The 16,788-nt window shown below is 49.4% G+C and carries 8 protein-coding genes, 9 tRNA genes and 5 rRNA genes; all 22 read left to right on the plus strand.

Annotation, left to right across the window (positions count from 1 at the left end):
- The first annotated feature begins 4 nt into the window (after window positions 1–4).
- The 22 genes from pabA (at window position 5) to NST56_RS00550 (ending at window position 16,751) form a co-directional block, all read left to right on the plus strand.
- On the plus strand, window positions 5–589 hold the full coding sequence (pabA, locus tag NST56_RS00445) for an aminodeoxychorismate/anthranilate synthase component II (protein WP_168746768.1): 585 nt from the start codon (window positions 5–7) through the stop codon (window positions 587–589).
- Window positions 589–1,437 carry an aminodeoxychorismate lyase gene (pabC, locus tag NST56_RS00450; protein ID WP_339182017.1) on the plus strand — a complete coding sequence of 283 codons (849 nt, stop codon included), beginning with the start codon at window positions 589–591 and terminating at the stop codon, window positions 1,435–1,437. Before pabA ends, pabC begins: the two co-directional genes overlap by 1 nt.
- A 14-nt stretch (window positions 1,438–1,451) precedes the next feature.
- A complete protein-coding gene (gene folP / locus NST56_RS00455) occupies window positions 1,452–2,309 on the plus strand; it encodes a dihydropteroate synthase (protein WP_010332725.1) in 858 nt (285 codons plus the stop codon).
- Window positions 2,302–2,664, plus strand: coding sequence for a dihydroneopterin aldolase (folB, locus tag NST56_RS00460; protein WP_010332726.1), 363 nt, complete (start codon window positions 2,302–2,304; stop codon window positions 2,662–2,664). Before folP ends, folB begins: the two co-directional genes overlap by 8 nt.
- Window positions 2,661–3,164, plus strand: coding sequence for a 2-amino-4-hydroxy-6-hydroxymethyldihydropteridine diphosphokinase (gene folK, locus NST56_RS00465; RefSeq protein WP_168746770.1), 504 nt, complete (start codon window positions 2,661–2,663; stop codon window positions 3,162–3,164). Before folB ends, folK begins: the two co-directional genes overlap by 4 nt.
- On the plus strand, window positions 3,116–3,334 hold the full coding sequence (locus NST56_RS00470) for a helix-turn-helix transcriptional regulator (protein ID WP_010332728.1): 219 nt from the start codon (window positions 3,116–3,118) through the stop codon (window positions 3,332–3,334). Before folK ends, NST56_RS00470 begins: the two co-directional genes overlap by 49 nt.
- 13 nt (window positions 3,335–3,347) lie before the next feature.
- Window positions 3,348–4,349: a tRNA dihydrouridine synthase DusB gene (gene dusB / locus NST56_RS00475; protein WP_339179289.1), complete on the plus strand. Its 1,002-nt coding sequence runs from the start codon at window positions 3,348–3,350 to the stop codon at window positions 4,347–4,349.
- A gap of 91 nt (window positions 4,350–4,440) precedes the next feature.
- Window positions 4,441–5,940: a lysine--tRNA ligase gene (lysS, locus tag NST56_RS00480; protein WP_010332730.1), complete on the plus strand. Its 1,500-nt coding sequence runs from the start codon at window positions 4,441–4,443 to the stop codon at window positions 5,938–5,940.
- 310 nt (window positions 5,941–6,250) lie between these two features.
- Window positions 6,251–7,800, plus strand: a 16S ribosomal RNA gene (locus tag NST56_RS00485).
- A 169-nt stretch (window positions 7,801–7,969) separates the two neighbouring features.
- Window positions 7,970–10,897: ribosomal RNA gene (locus NST56_RS00490) — 23S ribosomal RNA — on the plus strand.
- A 53-nt stretch (window positions 10,898–10,950) separates the two neighbouring features.
- Window positions 10,951–11,066, plus strand: a 5S ribosomal RNA gene (gene rrf, locus NST56_RS00495).
- A gap of 22 nt (window positions 11,067–11,088) precedes the next feature.
- Window positions 11,089–11,164: transfer RNA gene (locus NST56_RS00500), tRNA-Val, on the plus strand.
- A 3-nt stretch (window positions 11,165–11,167) separates the two neighbouring features.
- Window positions 11,168–11,243 (plus strand) — tRNA-Thr (locus tag NST56_RS00505).
- 37 nt (window positions 11,244–11,280) lie between these two features.
- Window positions 11,281–11,356: transfer RNA gene (locus NST56_RS00510), tRNA-Lys, on the plus strand.
- A gap of 7 nt (window positions 11,357–11,363) precedes the next feature.
- Window positions 11,364–11,446, plus strand: a tRNA-Leu gene (locus NST56_RS00515).
- Between the two features lie 40 nt (window positions 11,447–11,486).
- Window positions 11,487–11,561 (plus strand) — tRNA-Gly (locus NST56_RS00520).
- 14 nt (window positions 11,562–11,575) lie between these two features.
- Window positions 11,576–11,661: transfer RNA gene (locus NST56_RS00525), tRNA-Leu, on the plus strand.
- 9 nt (window positions 11,662–11,670) lie between these two features.
- Window positions 11,671–11,747, plus strand: a tRNA-Arg gene (locus tag NST56_RS00530).
- 23 nt (window positions 11,748–11,770) lie between these two features.
- Window positions 11,771–11,847, plus strand: a tRNA-Pro gene (locus tag NST56_RS00535).
- Between the two features lie 7 nt (window positions 11,848–11,854).
- Window positions 11,855–11,930, plus strand: a tRNA-Ala gene (locus tag NST56_RS00540).
- Window positions 11,931–12,104: 174 nt separating this feature from the next.
- A 16S ribosomal RNA gene (locus tag NST56_RS00545) occupies window positions 12,105–13,654 on the plus strand.
- A 169-nt stretch (window positions 13,655–13,823) separates the two neighbouring features.
- Window positions 13,824–16,751: ribosomal RNA gene (locus NST56_RS00550) — 23S ribosomal RNA — on the plus strand.
- The 16S, 23S and 5S rRNA genes sit together here with 9 tRNA genes alongside, the layout of an rRNA operon.
- Window positions 16,752–16,788 lie beyond the last annotated feature (37 nt).

Here is a 16,788-nt window from a genome sequence, read left to right on the forward strand (position 1 = left end):
AGAAATGATTTTAATGATTGATAACTATGATTCTTTCACGTACAACTTAGTGCAGTATTTGGGCGAGCTTGGAGAAGAGCTGATTGTAAAACGCAATGACGATATCACAATAGAGCAAATTGAAGAGCTGTCACCGGATTTCTTAATGATTTCACCCGGACCGTGCAGTCCTGATGAAGCTGGGATCAGCCTTGAAGCAATTAAACACTTCGCAGGCAAAATCCCCGTTTTTGGGGTATGTCTCGGACATCAGTCTATCGCACAGGTGTTTGGCGGAGACGTGGTCAGAGCAGAGCGGCTGATGCACGGGAAAACCTCAGAAATCGAGCATGATGGCAAGACGATCTTTAAAGGTTTGCAAAACCCGCTTGTGGCGACACGATACCACTCACTGATCGTAAAGTCTGAAACGCTGCCAAGCTGTTTCACAGTAACGGCACAAACGAAAGAGGGAGAAATCATGGCTATACGGCACAATGATCTTCCGATAGAAGGCGTTCAATTTCATCCAGAGTCTATTATGACTTCCTTTGGAAAAGAAATGCTCAGAAATTTTATTGAAACGTACCGCAAGGAAGTCATTGCGTGATGATATATGTAAACGGCCGATTCATAGAGGAGAAAGATGCAGTTCTTTCTCCTTTTGACCATGGTTTTTTATATGGGATTGGTGTTTTTGAGACTTTCAGGCTTTATGAAGGGCGACCGTTCCTGCTAGATTGGCATTTAGAACGGCTTGAACACGCACTTAAGGATCTGCAGATCGAGTACACTGTGACAAAACAAGAGGTTATTGAGATGCTGGACAAGCTGCTCGGGCTGAATGATATCAAAGACGGCAATGCCCGCGTCAGGCTGAACATATCAGCCGGCATCAGTGATAAAGGCTTCGCTGCTCAAACTTACGATAAGCCGACTGTCTTATGTTTTGTTAACCAGCTAAAACCAGAAAGTCTTCCTTTGCAAAAGGAAGGGAAGGTTTTGTCGATACGGAGAAACACACCGGAGGGGCCGTTCCGGTTAAAATCTCATCACTATCTAAATAATATGTATGCGAAACGGGAGATCGGAAATGATCCGCGGTTTGAAGGGATCTTTTTAACAGGGGATTGCGCTGTAGCAGAGGGCATCATTTCGAATGTCTTCTGGAGAAAAGGCAGCTGTATCTATACACCATCACTTGATACCGGAATTCTTGACGGCGTCACGAGACGTTTTGTCATGGAGAACGCTAAGAGAATAGGAATGGATGTCAAAACCGGCCGCTACCAGCTTGAAGCCCTTTTGACGGCAGATGAATCATGGATGACCAACTCGGTTCTTGAGATCATTCCGTTTTCTCAAATAGAAGAAGTGACCTATCCGGGCAGAAACGGAGAAATAACTTCCGCTTTACAAACGCTATACCATCAAGAAATAAAGAACATGAATTCATGACAGGGAGGAAGAGAATGGCGCAGCAAACGATAAACCAAACACAAGTAATCCATACCAAACCCAGCGCATTATCATATCAAGAAAAGACGCTGGTGATGGGTATTTTAAACGTAACGCCTGACTCTTTCTCGGATGGCGGAAAATATGACAGCCTGGACAAGGCCCTGTTGCACGCGAAAGAGATGATTGATAACGGTGCGCATATTATTGATATCGGAGGCGAATCGACAAGACCCGGTGCCGAATATGTGTCCGAGGACGAAGAAATGGCCAGAGTAATTCCTGTGATTGAGCGGATTACAAAAGAGCTGGCAGTGCCGATCTCTGTAGATACGTACAAGGCTTCTGTCGCGGATGAAGCTGTTAAAGCCGGCGCTTCGATTATCAATGATATTTGGGGAGCAAAGTATGATCCGAAAATGGCGTCTGTCGCAGCTGAACACAATGTTCCAATCGTTCTCATGCATAACCGTAAAGAAAGAAACTACAACGACTTAATACCGGATATGCTGTCAGATTTAATGGAAAGTGTAAAGATTGCTGTTGAAGCAGGTGTAGAGGAGAAGAACATTATCCTCGATCCCGGTATTGGTTTTGCGAAGGACTATCACGATAATCTGGCAGTCATGAACAAGCTAGAGGTTTTCAGCGGACTTGGCTATCCGGTTCTCCTTGCAACCTCCCGAAAAAGATTTATCGGCCGTGTGCTGGATCTTCCTCCTGAGGAGCGGGCTGAGGGCACAGGTGCAACTGTGTGTCTAGGCATTCAAAAGGGCTGTGACATTGTGAGAGTCCATGATGTAAAACAAATAGCAAGAATGGCAAAAATGATGGATGCAATGCTGAACAAGGGAGGGATGCATCATGGATAAAGTCTACGTAGAAGGCATGGAGTTTTACGGCTATCACGGTGTGTTCAAAGAGGAGAACAAGCTCGGACAGCGTTTTAAAGTCGATTTAACTGCAGAATTGGATTTAAGCAAGGCGGGACAAACAGACGACCTTGAGCAAACTATTAACTATGCCGAGCTTTACCATGTATGTAAAGATATCGTCGAAGGTGAGCCTGTGAAACTGGTGGAAACACTGGCAGAACGTATTGCGGACACTGTCCTGAAGAAATTTCATCGGGTACAGCAATGTACTGTAAAAGTGATTAAGCCAGATCCGCCCATTCCCGGCCACTATAAATCAGTAGCAATAGAAATCACGAGAAAAAAATCATGAACAATATCGCTTATATTGCACTTGGATCTAATATTGGAGATAGAGAAACGTATTTACGGCGAGCGGTGGAGATGCTCCATCACCATGAGGCAGTAACAGTCACGAAAGTGTCTTCTATTTACGAAACAGACCCAGTCGGATACGAAGCCCAAGATGAATTTTTAAATATGGCAGTTGAAATCGAGACGTCGCTGAATCCGTTTCAGCTCCTTGAGCTAACTCAGCATATAGAAAATGAATTGGGCAGGACGAGAGAAGTCAGATGGGGTCCGAGGACGGCAGACCTTGACATTTTACTGTTTAATCGTGAAAATATTGAAACAGAGCAACTAATTGTTCCGCATCCGAGAATGTATGAGCGTTTATTTGTCCTTGCGCCGCTTGCGGAAATATGCAAGTGGGTTGAAAAAGAGGCAAAAAGCGCGGAAACCGACCAAGAAGGTGTAAGAGTATGGAAGCAGAAATCTGGGGTAGACGAATTCGTGCATTCAGAAAGCTGAAAGGTTATACTCAAGAAGGATTTGCAAAAGCATTAGGTATATCAGTTTCCATTCTCGGCGAAATTGAACGCGGAAACCGATTGCCGTCAGCTGCCATTATTCACAGCGCAGCAGATGTTTTAAATATAAGCGCGGACGAATTAGCGCCGCCAGAAAATAATAACAAATGAAAGGAGGGGAAAAATGTTTAAAATCGGTGATATTCAATTGAAAAATCCGGTTGTGCTGGCCCCTATGGCTGGTGTCTGCAACTCAGCATTCAGATTGACTGTAAAGGAATTCGGAGCCGGATTGGTATGCGCTGAAATGGTCAGCGACAAAGCGATCCTTTACAACAATGCCAAAACAATGGGTATGCTTTATATTGATGAACGTGAAAAACCGCTCAGCCTTCAAATCTTCGGAGGAAAAAAGGAAACCCTTGTGGAAGCGGCGAAGTTTGTAGACCAGAACACAACTGCTGATATCATTGATATTAACATGGGATGCCCGGTACCCAAGATTACAAAATGTGATGCGGGAGCGAAATGGCTTCTGAATCCTGATAAGATTTACGAAATGGTTGCTGCAGTAGTAGATGCCGTTGATAAACCAGTTACAGTGAAAATGAGAATGGGCTGGGATGAAGACCACATTTTTGCCGTGAAAAACGCACAGGCTGTTGAGCGTGCGGGCGGAAAAGCAGTTGCGCTTCATGGCCGTACAAGAGTGCAGATGTACGAAGGAACTGCAAACTGGGATATTATCAAAGAAGTAAAACAGTCTGTATCGATTCCGGTCATTGGAAACGGCGATGTCAAGACGCCGCAGGATGCTAAGCGTATGCTTGATGAAACAGGAGTGGACGGTGTCATGATCGGTCGCGCCGCACTGGGCAATCCGTGGATGATTTACCGTACAGTTCAATACCTTGAAACAGGTGAATTAAAAGAAGAGCCGCAAGTACGTGAAAAAATGGCGGTATGCAAACTGCATCTTGACCGCTTGATTAACTTAAAAGGTGAAAATGTAGCGGTAAGAGAAATGAGAAAACATGCTGCGTGGTATCTAAAAGGCGTAAGAGGCAATGCGGAGGTTCGGAATGGAATCAATCATTGCGAGACAAGAGAAGAGCTTGTACAGCTTTTAGATGCATTTACTGCTGAAGTTGAGGCAAAAGGGCTTCAAGACGCAAAAGTAGGATAATACTCACCTCTATTTGCTGCTCACTGCCAGTTTTATGCTGGCAGTTTTTCTGCTTTTTTCATGAGACAATATCTGTAATGGAGTGATAACAATGAGTCAAGAAGAGCATAATCATGAAGAATTAAACGACCAGCTGCAAGTCAGACGCGACAAAATGAATCAGATGAGAGAAAACGGTATAGATCCATTCGGCGCACGTTTTGAAAGAACTCATCAATCTGAGCAAATTATTGCGGCATATCAAAATCTAACGAAAGAAGAGTTAGAAGAAAAAGCGATTGAAGTCACAATCGCAGGCCGTATGATGACAAAGCGCGGTAAAGGAAAAGCTGGCTTCGCGCACCTTCAGGATTTAGAAGGTCAAATTCAAATCTACGTAAGAAAAGACAGTGTCGGTGACGACCAATATGAAATCTTTAAATCTTCCGACCTTGGTGACCTTATCGGCGTAACCGGAAAAGTGTTCAAAACAAATGTAGGCGAACTGTCTGTAAAAGCAACATCATTTGATTTGCTGACAAAAGCGCTTCGTCCGCTGCCGGATAAATATCATGGTTTAAAAGACGTTGAGCAGCGCTACCGTCAACGCTACCTGGATCTTATCGTAAATCCGGACAGCAAACATACGTTCATCACACGAAGCAAGATCATTCAAGCGATGAGAAGATACCTTGATGATCACGGATACTTAGAAGTAGAAACACCAACTATGCACAGCATTCCAGGGGGAGCCTCCGCGCGTCCGTTCATTACCCATCATAATGCTTTAGATATTCCGCTCTACATGCGTATTGCGATTGAACTGCATCTGAAACGCTTGATTGTCGGCGGTTTAGAAAAAGTATATGAAATCGGCCGTGTTTTCCGTAATGAAGGCGTCTCTACACGCCATAACCCAGAATTCACAATGATTGAATTATATGAAGCGTATGCTGACTATAAAGATATCATGAGCTTAACTGAAAACCTTGTCGCACATATCGCACAAGAAGTGCTTGGCACGACGACAATCCAATACGGCGAAGAACAAATTGAACTGAAACCTGAGTGGAAAAGAATCCATATGGTTGACGCAGTCAAAGAAGCGACAGGCGTTGACTTCTGGGAAGAGGTAACTGTTGAGCAGGCCCGTGAATATGCAAAAGAGCATGGTGTAGAGATTAAAGACTCTATGACAGTGGGCCATATTATAAACGAATTCTTCGAACAAAAAATCGAGGAAACGCTTATCCAGCCGACGTTTATTTATGGACATCCAGTAGAAATCTCTCCTCTTGCTAAGAAAAATCCAGAGGACCCGCGCTTCACAGACCGTTTTGAACTGTTTATCGTAGGCCGTGAGCATGCAAATGCATTCACAGAGCTAAATGACCCTATTGATCAAAGAGAGCGTTTTGAAGCCCAATTAAAAGAACGAGAAGAGGGTAATGATGAAGCTCATTTAATGGATGAAGACTTCGTTGAAGCCCTGGAGTATGGCATGCCGCCAACAGGAGGCTTAGGCATCGGGATCGATCGCCTCGTCATGCTGCTTACGAATGCTCCTTCGATCCGAGATGTACTGTTATTCCCGCAAATGAGACAGCGCTAATGTTAAAGAGCGTCAACCTTTCTAATAGAAGGATGACGCTCTTTTATAATTCCTATAGTTTTTCTTCAAAAAAACTATTGCACTATTATTTACAAGGTGGTATATTATTATTCGTTGCCGCTAAACAAGGCGATGACAAAAAAATAACTTCAAAAAAGTTATTGACTTCAACAAGACAAAGAGTTATAATAATAAAGTCGCTTAGACGAAGTGACAAAATGATCTTTGAAAACTAAACAAGACAAAACGTACCTGTTAATTCAAGTTTTAAATAAATCGCACAGCGATGTGCGTAGTCAGTCAAACTACTTTATCGGAGAGTTTGATCCTGGCTCAGGACGAACGCTGGCGGCGTGCCTAATACATGCAAGTCGAGCGGACAGATGGGAGCTTGCTCCCTGATGTTAGCGGCGGACGGGTGAGTAACACGTGGGTAACCTGCCTGTAAGACTGGGATAACTCCGGGAAACCGGGGCTAATACCGGATGCTTGTTTGAACCGCATGGTTCAAACATAAAAGGTGGCTTCGGCTACCACTTACAGATGGACCCGCGGCGCATTAGCTAGTTGGTGAGGTAACGGCTCACCAAGGCAACGATGCGTAGCCGACCTGAGAGGGTGATCGGCCACACTGGGACTGAGACACGGCCCAGACTCCTACGGGAGGCAGCAGTAGGGAATCTTCCGCAATGGACGAAAGTCTGACGGAGCAACGCCGCGTGAGTGATGAAGGTTTTCGGATCGTAAAGCTCTGTTGTTAGGGAAGAACAAGTACCGTTCGAATAGGGCGGTACCTTGACGGTACCTAACCAGAAAGCCACGGCTAACTACGTGCCAGCAGCCGCGGTAATACGTAGGTGGCAAGCGTTGTCCGGAATTATTGGGCGTAAAGGGCTCGCAGGCGGTTCCTTAAGTCTGATGTGAAAGCCCCCGGCTCAACCGGGGAGGGTCATTGGAAACTGGGGAACTTGAGTGCAGAAGAGGAGAGTGGAATTCCACGTGTAGCGGTGAAATGCGTAGAGATGTGGAGGAACACCAGTGGCGAAGGCGACTCTCTGGTCTGTAACTGACGCTGAGGAGCGAAAGCGTGGGGAGCGAACAGGATTAGATACCCTGGTAGTCCACGCCGTAAACGATGAGTGCTAAGTGTTAGGGGGTTTCCGCCCCTTAGTGCTGCAGCTAACGCATTAAGCACTCCGCCTGGGGAGTACGGTCGCAAGACTGAAACTCAAAGGAATTGACGGGGGCCCGCACAAGCGGTGGAGCATGTGGTTTAATTCGAAGCAACGCGAAGAACCTTACCAGGTCTTGACATCCTCTGACAATCCTAGAGATAGGACGTCCCCTTCGGGGGCAGAGTGACAGGTGGTGCATGGTTGTCGTCAGCTCGTGTCGTGAGATGTTGGGTTAAGTCCCGCAACGAGCGCAACCCTTGATCTTAGTTGCCAGCATTCAGTTGGGCACTCTAAGGTGACTGCCGGTGACAAACCGGAGGAAGGTGGGGATGACGTCAAATCATCATGCCCCTTATGACCTGGGCTACACACGTGCTACAATGGACAGAACAAAGGGCAGCGAAACCGCGAGGTTAAGCCAATCCCACAAATCTGTTCTCAGTTCGGATCGCAGTCTGCAACTCGACTGCGTGAAGCTGGAATCGCTAGTAATCGCGGATCAGCATGCCGCGGTGAATACGTTCCCGGGCCTTGTACACACCGCCCGTCACACCACGAGAGTTTGTAACACCCGAAGTCGGTGAGGTAACCTTTATGGAGCCAGCCGCCGAAGGTGGGACAGATGATTGGGGTGAAGTCGTAACAAGGTAGCCGTATCGGAAGGTGCGGCTGGATCACCTCCTTTCTAAGGATATTTACGGAATATAAGACCTTGGGTCTTATAAACAGAACGTTCCCTGTCTTGTTTAGTTTTGAAGGATCATTCCTTCGAAACGTGTTCTTTGAAAACTAGATAACAGTAGACATCACATTCAATTAGTAACACAAGATATCACATAGTGATTCTTTTTAACGGTTAAGTTAGAAAGGGCGCACGGTGGATGCCTTGGCACTAGGAGCCGATGAAGGACGGGACGAACACCGATATGCTTCGGGGAGCTGTAAGCAAGCTTTGATCCGGAGATTTCCGAATGGGGAAACCCACCACTCGTAATGGAGTGGTATCCATATCTGAATTCATAGGATATGAGAAGGCAGACCCGGGGAACTGAAACATCTAAGTACCCGGAGGAAGAGAAAGCAAATGCGATTCCCTGAGTAGCGGCGAGCGAAACGGGATTAGCCCAAACCAAGAGGCTTGCCTCTTGGGGTTGTAGGACACTCTATACGGAGTTACAAAGGAACGAGGTAGATGAAGAGGTCTGGAAAGGCCCGCCATAGAAGGTAACAGCCCTGTAGTCAAAACTTCGTTCTCTCCAGAGTGGATCCTGAGTACGGCGGAACACGTGAAATTCCGTCGGAATCCGGGAGGACCATCTCCCAAGGCTAAATACTCCCTAGTGACCGATAGTGAACCAGTACCGTGAGGGAAAGGTGAAAAGCACCCCGGAAGGGGAGTGAAAGAGATCCTGAAACCGTGTGCCTACAAGTAGTCAGAGCCCGTTAACGGGTGATGGCGTGCCTTTTGTAGAATGAACCGGCGAGTTACGATCCCGTGCAAGGTTAAGCAGAAGATGCGGAGCCGCAGCGAAAGCGAGTCTGAATAGGGCGCATGAGTACGTGGTCGTAGACCCGAAACCAGGTGATCTACCCATGTCCAGGGTGAAGTTCAGGTAACACTGAATGGAGGCCCGAACCCACGCACGTTGAAAAGTGCGGGGATGAGGTGTGGGTAGGGGTGAAATGCCAATCGAACCTGGAGATAGCTGGTTCTCTCCGAAATAGCTTTAGGGCTAGCCTCAAGGTAAGAGTCTTGGAGGTAGAGCACTGATTGGACTAGGGGCCCCTACCGGGTTACCGAATTCAGTCAAACTCCGAATGCCAATGACTTATCCTTGGGAGTCAGACTGCGAGTGATAAGATCCGTAGTCGAAAGGGAAACAGCCCAGACCGCCAGCTAAGGTCCCAAAGTATACGTTAAGTGGAAAAGGATGTGGAGTTGCTTAGACAACCAGGATGTTGGCTTAGAAGCAGCCACCATTTAAAGAGTGCGTAATAGCTCACTGGTCGAGTGACTCTGCGCCGAAAATGTACCGGGGCTAAACGTATCACCGAAGCTGCGGACTGTTCTTCGAACAGTGGTAGGAGAGCGTTCTAAGGGCTGTGAAGCCAGACCGGAAGGACTGGTGGAGCGCTTAGAAGTGAGAATGCCGGTATGAGTAGCGAAAGAGGGGTGAGAATCCCCTCCACCGAATGCCTAAGGTTTCCTGAGGAAGGCTCGTCCGCTCAGGGTTAGTCGGGACCTAAGCCGAGGCCGAAAGGCGTAGGCGATGGACAACAGGTTGATATTCCTGTACCACCTCCTCACCATTTGAGCAATGGGGGGACGCAGGAGGATAGGGTAAGCGCGGTATTGGATATCCGCGTCCAAGCAGTTAGGCTGGGAAATAGGCAAATCCGTTTCCCATAAGGCTGAGCTGTGATGGCGAGCGAAATTTAGTAGCGAAGTTCCTGATTCCACACTGCCAAGAAAAGCCTCTAGCGAGGTGAGAGGTGCCCGTACCGCAAACCGACACAGGTAGGCGAGGAGAGAATCCTAAGGTGATCGAGAGAACTCTCGTTAAGGAACTCGGCAAAATGACCCCGTAACTTCGGGAGAAGGGGTGCTCTGTTAGGGTGAAAGCCCGAGAGAGCCGCAGTGAATAGGCCCAGGCGACTGTTTAGCAAAAACACAGGTCTCTGCGAAGCCGTAAGGCGAAGTATAGGGGCTGACGCCTGCCCGGTGCTGGAAGGTTAAGAGGAGCGCTTAGCGTAAGCGAAGGTGCGAATTGAAGCCCCAGTAAACGGCGGCCGTAACTATAACGGTCCTAAGGTAGCGAAATTCCTTGTCGGGTAAGTTCCGACCCGCACGAAAGGCGCAACGATCTGGGCACTGTCTCAACGAGAGACTCGGTGAAATTATAGTACCTGTGAAGATGCAGGTTACCCGCGACAGGACGGAAAGACCCCGTGGAGCTTTACTGCAGCCTGATATTGAATGTTGGTACAGCTTGTACAGGATAGGTAGGAGCCTTGGAAACCGGAGCGCCAGCTTCGGTGGAGGCATCGGTGGGATACTACCCTGGCTGTATTGACCTTCTAACCCGCCGCCCTTATCGGGCGGGGAGACAGTGTCAGGTGGGCAGTTTGACTGGGGCGGTCGCCTCCTAAAAGGTAACGGAGGCGCCCAAAGGTTCCCTCAGAATGGTTGGAAATCATTCGCAGAGTGTAAAGGCACAAGGGAGCTTGACTGCGAGACCTACAAGTCGAGCAGGGACGAAAGTCGGGCTTAGTGATCCGGTGGTTCCGCATGGAAGGGCCATCGCTCAACGGATAAAAGCTACCCCGGGGATAACAGGCTTATCTCCCCCAAGAGTCCACATCGACGGGGAGGTTTGGCACCTCGATGTCGGCTCATCGCATCCTGGGGCTGTAGTCGGTCCCAAGGGTTGGGCTGTTCGCCCATTAAAGCGGTACGCGAGCTGGGTTCAGAACGTCGTGAGACAGTTCGGTCCCTATCCGTCGCGGGCGCAGGAAATTTGAGAGGAGCTGTCCTTAGTACGAGAGGACCGGGATGGACGCACCGCTGGTGTACCAGTTGTTCTGCCAAGGGCATCGCTGGGTAGCTATGTGCGGACGGGATAAGTGCTGAAAGCATCTAAGCATGAAGCCCCCCTCAAGATGAGATTTCCCATTCCGCAAGGAAGTAAGATCCCTGAAAGATGATCAGGTTGATAGGTCTGAGGTGGAAGTGTGGCGACACATGGAGCTGACAGATACTAATCGATCGAGGACTTAACCTAATTTCTAATGATGTCACACCTGTTATCTAGTTTTGAGAGAACACTCTCAATTGTTTGGTGGCGATAGCGAAGAGGTCACACCCGTTCCCATGCCGAACACGGAAGTTAAGCTCTTCAGCGCCGATGGTAGTCGGGGGTTTCCCCCTGTGAGAGTAGGACGCCGCCAAGCAATTGCACGTTAGTGCAATTATGGAGGATTAGCTCAGCTGGGAGAGCATCTGCCTTACAAGCAGAGGGTCGGCGGTTCGAGCCCGTCATCCTCCACCATTTGCCGGTGTAGCTCAATTGGTAGAGCAACTGACTTGTAATCAGTAGGTTGGGGGTTCAAGTCCTCTTGCCGGCACCACTTTTATATGATATAATATTCAAGTCTCTTGTAAGAAGAGCCATTAGCTCAGTTGGTAGAGCATCTGACTTTTAATCAGAGGGTCGAAGGTTCGAGTCCTTCATGGCTCACCATTTTTAAGCGGGTGTGGCGGAATTGGCAGACGCGCTAGACTTAGGATCTAGTGTCTTTATGACGTGGGGGTTCAAGTCCCTTCACCCGCATTATATAGGATGACAGTTATAAAAACTGGACATCCTGTCTGCGGAAGTAGTTCAGTGGTAGAACACCACCTTGCCAAGGTGGGGGTCGCGGGTTCGAATCCCGTCTTCCGCTCCAACTATACCATCCACGCCGGGGTGGTGGAATTGGCAGACACACAGGACTTAAAATCCTGCGGTAGGTGACTACCGTGCCGGTTCAAGTCCGGCCCTCGGCATTATCATTTGCGCCCGTAGCTCAATTGGATAGAGCGTTTGACTACGGATCAAAAGGTTAGGGGTTCGACTCCTCTCGGGCGCGCCATATATTATTTTAATATGAGGAATCGGGAAGTAGCTCAGCTTGGTAGAGCACATGGTTTGGGACCATGGGGTCGCAGGTTCGAATCCTGTCTTCCCGACCATTTTTATGGGGCCTTAGCTCAGCTGGGAGAGCGCCTGCTTTGCACGCAGGAGGTCAGCGGTTCGATCCCGCTAGGCTCCACCAAAAAAAGATTTAAAAAAGTTGTTGACTTTGAGAAAGCGACGTTGTATACTAATAAAGTTGCTTTAACAAGGCGATAAACAAAATGATCTTTGAAAACTAAACAAGACAAAACGTACCTGTTAATTCAAGTTTTAAATAAATCGCACAGCGATGTGCGTAGTCAGTCAAACTACTTTATCGGAGAGTTTGATCCTGGCTCAGGACGAACGCTGGCGGCGTGCCTAATACATGCAAGTCGAGCGGACAGATGGGAGCTTGCTCCCTGATGTTAGCGGCGGACGGGTGAGTAACACGTGGGTAACCTGCCTGTAAGACTGGGATAACTCCGGGAAACCGGGGCTAATACCGGATGCTTGTTTGAACCGCATGGTTCAAACATAAAAGGTGGCTTCGGCTACCACTTACAGATGGACCCGCGGCGCATTAGCTAGTTGGTGAGGTAACGGCTCACCAAGGCAACGATGCGTAGCCGACCTGAGAGGGTGATCGGCCACACTGGGACTGAGACACGGCCCAGACTCCTACGGGAGGCAGCAGTAGGGAATCTTCCGCAATGGACGAAAGTCTGACGGAGCAACGCCGCGTGAGTGATGAAGGTTTTCGGATCGTAAAGCTCTGTTGTTAGGGAAGAACAAGTACCGTTCGAATAGGGCGGTACCTTGACGGTACCTAACCAGAAAGCCACGGCTAACTACGTGCCAGCAGCCGCGGTAATACGTAGGTGGCAAGCGTTGTCCGGAATTATTGGGCGTAAAGGGCTCGCAGGCGGTTCCTTAAGTCTGATGTGAAAGCCCCCGGCTCAACCGGGGAGGGTCATTGGAAACTGGGGAACTTGAGTGCAGAAGAGGAGAGTGGAATTCCACGTGTAGCGGTGAAATGCGTAGAGATGTGGAGGAACACCAGTGGCGAAGGCGACTCTCTGGTCTGTAACTGACGCTGAGGAGCGAAAGCGTGGGGAGCGAACAGGATTAGATACCCTGGTAGTCCACGCCGTAAACGATGAGTGCTAAGTGTTAGGGGGTTTCCGCCCCTTAGTGCTGCAGCTAACGCATTAAGCACTCCGCCTGGGGAGTACGGTCGCAAGACTGAAACTCAAAGGAATTGACGGGGGCCCGCACAAGCGGTGGAGCATGTGGTTTAATTCGAAGCAACGCGAAGAACCTTACCAGGTCTTGACATCCTCTGACAATCCTAGAGATAGGACGTCCCCTTCGGGGGCAGAGTGACAGGTGGTGCATGGTTGTCGTCAGCTCGTGTCGTGAGATGTTGGGTTAAGTCCCGCAACGAGCGCAACCCTTGATCTTAGTTGCCAGCATTCAGTTGGGCACTCTAAGGTGACTGCCGGTGACAAACCGGAGGAAGGTGGGGATGACGTCAAATCATCATGCCCCTTATGACCTGGGCTACACACGTGCTACAATGGACAGAACAAAGGGCAGCGAAACCGCGAGGTTAAGCCAATCCCACAAATCTGTTCTCAGTTCGGATCGCAGTCTGCAACTCGACTGCGTGAAGCTGGAATCGCTAGTAATCGCGGATCAGCATGCCGCGGTGAATACGTTCCCGGGCCTTGTACACACCGCCCGTCACACCACGAGAGTTTGTAACACCCGAAGTCGGTGAGGTAACCTTTATGGAGCCAGCCGCCGAAGGTGGGACAGATGATTGGGGTGAAGTCGTAACAAGGTAGCCGTATCGGAAGGTGCGGCTGGATCACCTCCTTTCTAAGGATATTTACGGAATATAAGACCTTGGGTCTTATAAACAGAACGTTCCCTGTCTTGTTTAGTTTTGAAGGATCATTCCTTCGAAACGTGTTCTTTGAAAACTAGATAACAGTAGACATCACATTCAATTAGTAACACAAGATATCACATAGTGATTCTTTTTAACGGTTAAGTTAGAAAGGGCGCACGGTGGATGCCTTGGCACTAGGAGCCGATGAAGGACGGGACGAACACCGATATGCTTCGGGGAGCTGTAAGCAAGCTTTGATCCGGAGATTTCCGAATGGGGAAACCCACCACTCGTAATGGAGTGGTATCCATATCTGAATTCATAGGATATGAGAAGGCAGACCCGGGGAACTGAAACATCTAAGTACCCGGAGGAAGAGAAAGCAAATGCGATTCCCTGAGTAGCGGCGAGCGAAACGGGATTAGCCCAAACCAAGAGGCTTGCCTCTTGGGGTTGTAGGACACTCTATACGGAGTTACAAAGGAACGAGGTAGATGAAGAGGTCTGGAAAGGCCCGCCATAGAAGGTAACAGCCCTGTAGTCAAAACTTCGTTCTCTCCAGAGTGGATCCTGAGTACGGCGGAACACGTGAAATTCCGTCGGAATCCGGGAGGACCATCTCCCAAGGCTAAATACTCCCTAGTGACCGATAGTGAACCAGTACCGTGAGGGAAAGGTGAAAAGCACCCCGGAAGGGGAGTGAAAGAGATCCTGAAACCGTGTGCCTACAAGTAGTCAGAGCCCGTTAACGGGTGATGGCGTGCCTTTTGTAGAATGAACCGGCGAGTTACGATCCCGTGCAAGGTTAAGCAGAAGATGCGGAGCCGCAGCGAAAGCGAGTCTGAATAGGGCGCATGAGTACGTGGTCGTAGACCCGAAACCAGGTGATCTACCCATGTCCAGGGTGAAGTTCAGGTAACACTGAATGGAGGCCCGAACCCACGCACGTTGAAAAGTGCGGGGATGAGGTGTGGGTAGGGGTGAAATGCCAATCGAACCTGGAGATAGCTGGTTCTCTCCGAAATAGCTTTAGGGCTAGCCTCAAGGTAAGAGTCTTGGAGGTAGAGCACTGATTGGACTAGGGGCCCCTACCGGGTTACCGAATTCAGTCAAACTCCGAATGCCAATGACTTATCCTTGGGAGTCAGACTGCGAGTGATAAGATCCGTAGTCGAAAGGGAAACAGCCCAGACCGCCAGCTAAGGTCCCAAAGTATACGTTAAGTGGAAAAGGATGTGGAGTTGCTTAGACAACCAGGATGTTGGCTTAGAAGCAGCCACCATTTAAAGAGTGCGTAATAGCTCACTGGTCGAGTGACTCTGCGCCGAAAATGTACCGGGGCTAAACGTATCACCGAAGCTGCGGACTGTTCTTCGAACAGTGGTAGGAGAGCGTTCTAAGGGCTGTGAAGCCAGACCGGAAGGACTGGTGGAGCGCTTAGAAGTGAGAATGCCGGTATGAGTAGCGAAAGAGGGGTGAGAATCCCCTCCACCGAATGCCTAAGGTTTCCTGAGGAAGGCTCGTCCGCTCAGGGTTAGTCGGGACCTAAGCCGAGGCCGAAAGGCGTAGGCGATGGACAACAGGTTGATATTCCTGTACCACCTCCTCACCATTTGAGCAATGGGGGGACGCAGGAGGATAGGGTAAGCGCGGTATTGGATATCCGCGTCCAAGCAGTTAGGCTGGGAAATAGGCAAATCCGTTTCCCATAAGGCTGAGCTGTGATGGCGAGCGAAATTTAGTAGCGAAGTTCCTGATTCCACACTGCCAAGAAAAGCCTCTAGCGAGGTGAGAGGTGCCCGTACCGCAAACCGACACAGGTAGGCGAGGAGAGAATCCTAAGGTGATCGAGAGAACTCTCGTTAAGGAACTCGGCAAAATGACCCCGTAACTTCGGGAGAAGGGGTGCTCTGTTAGGGTGCAAGCCCGAGAGAGCCGCAGTGAATAGGCCCAGGCGACTGTTTAGCAAAAACACAGGTCTCTGCGAAGCCGTAAGGCGAAGTATAGGGGCTGACGCCTGCCCGGTGCTGGAAGGTTAAGAGGAGCGCTTAGCGTAAGCGAAGGTGCGAATTGAAGCCCCAGTAAACGGCGGCCGTAACTATAACGGTCCTAAGGTAGCGAAATTCCTTGTCGGGTAAGTTCCGACCCGCACGAAAGGCGCAACGATCTGGGCACTGTCTCAACGAGAGACTCGGTGAAATTATAGTACCTGTGAAGATGCAGGTTACCCGCGACAGGACGGAAAGACCCCGTGGAGCTTTACTGCAGCCTGATATTGAATGTTGGTACAGCTTGTACAGGATAGGTAGGAGCCTTGGAAACCGGAGCGCCAGCTTCGGTGGAGGCATCGGTGGGATACTACCCTGGCTGTATTGACCTTCTAACCCGCCGCCCTTATCGGGCGGGGAGACAGTGTCAGGTGGGCAGTTTGACTGGGGCGGTCGCCTCCTAAAAGGTAACGGAGGCGCCCAAAGGTTCCCTCAGAATGGTTGGAAATCATTCGCAGAGTGTAAAGGCACAAGGGAGCTTGACTGCGAGACCTACAAGTCGAGCAGGGACGAAAGTCGGGCTTAGTGATCCGGTGGTTCCGCATGGAAGGGCCATCGCTCAACGGATAAAAGCTACCCCGGGGATAACAGGCTTATCTCCCCCAAGAGTCCACATCGACGGGGAGGTTTGGCACCTCGATGTCGGCTCATCGCATCCTGGGGCTGTAGTCGGTCCCAAGGGTTGGGCTGTTCGCCCATTAAAGCGGTACGCGAGCTGGGTTCAGAACGTCGTGAGACAGTTCGGTCCCTATCCGTCGCGGGCGCAGGAAATTTGAGAGGAGCTGTCCTTAGTACGAGAGGACCGGGATGGACGCACCGCTGGTGTACCAGTTGTTCTGCCAAGGGCATCGCTGGGTAGCTATGTGCGGACGGGATAAGTGCTGAAAGCATCTAAGCATGAAGCCCCCCTCAAGATGAGATTTCCCATTCCGCAAGGAAGTAAGATCCCTGAAAGATGATCAGGTTGATAGGTCTGAGGTGGAAGTGTGGCGACACATGGAGCTGACAGATACTAATCGATCGAGGACTTAACCTAATTTCTAATGATGTCACATCTGTTATCTAGTTTTGAG

Origin of the sequence: Bacillus sp. FSL R5-0560 (assembly GCF_037966305.1) — a bacterium.
GTDB lineage: Bacteria > Bacillota > Bacilli > Bacillales > Bacillaceae > Bacillus > Bacillus mojavensis.